The 643-nt window shown below is 70.9% G+C and carries 1 protein-coding gene; it reads right to left on the minus strand.

Features of this window, described 5'->3' with window-relative positions:
- The coding region (locus EOA24_RS40145) for a DUF1403 family protein (protein ID WP_127410932.1) at positions 1–643 on the minus strand (643 nt) is incomplete at both ends.

The following is a 643-nucleotide window of genomic DNA, read 5'->3' on the forward strand; positions in this document are numbered from 1 at the left end:
TCGTCGGACAGCAGCTTTTCGACGACACGGTCCGCACCCTTCGCCCGCAGCTTCGGCGCGACGGCGAGCAGCCGCTCGGCGCGGCGGCCGAGCTCGGTCGAGAGGTCGATCGCCCGCAGCGCTGCGCGCGCCTGAGCCACGAGCAGGCCCTGCACCCTCTCCCCGCCTGGCGCCTGATCCCTCTGCGTCAGACTGGTTGTTCTCACTGGCGCGCCACGCGTGCTCCCGCCCGATGCAGGCTGCGCTCCCAGAAGCGGCACCGCATGCGGCCATCCCAATCTTTGCGCGAGCATGGCGTCGGCGAGCCACGAACCCAAATAGCGTCCGAAGCCATGGCGCCCGGCGCTCGCGAAAGCACCGGTCAGCATCTCGACAACCCCCTCTGCCGCAGACAGCTGGCCGATCTCGTCAACCAGATCGGTGACGGCTTCGTCGTCGCCGGCATGGCCAAGTTCCTCGTGCACGGCGGTGAGGCCTGCCTCCGTCAGCAGATGTTCCGGAGGTCGCGCCGCCAGGCGGCGCCAGGCCAAAAACGTCCGGCCGGCGGGCCCGACATCATCGCCCGGGCGGGTGAGCAGCACGGTGTCGCGCAGCGCGGCCTCGTCCTCGGTGCGACCCGCCTGGCGGCAACGTCTGGCACTCG

The sequence above is a fragment of the Mesorhizobium sp. M2A.F.Ca.ET.039.01.1.1 genome (assembly GCF_003998035.1).
In the GTDB taxonomy this organism is placed as follows: Bacteria; Pseudomonadota; Alphaproteobacteria; order Rhizobiales; family Rhizobiaceae; genus Mesorhizobium.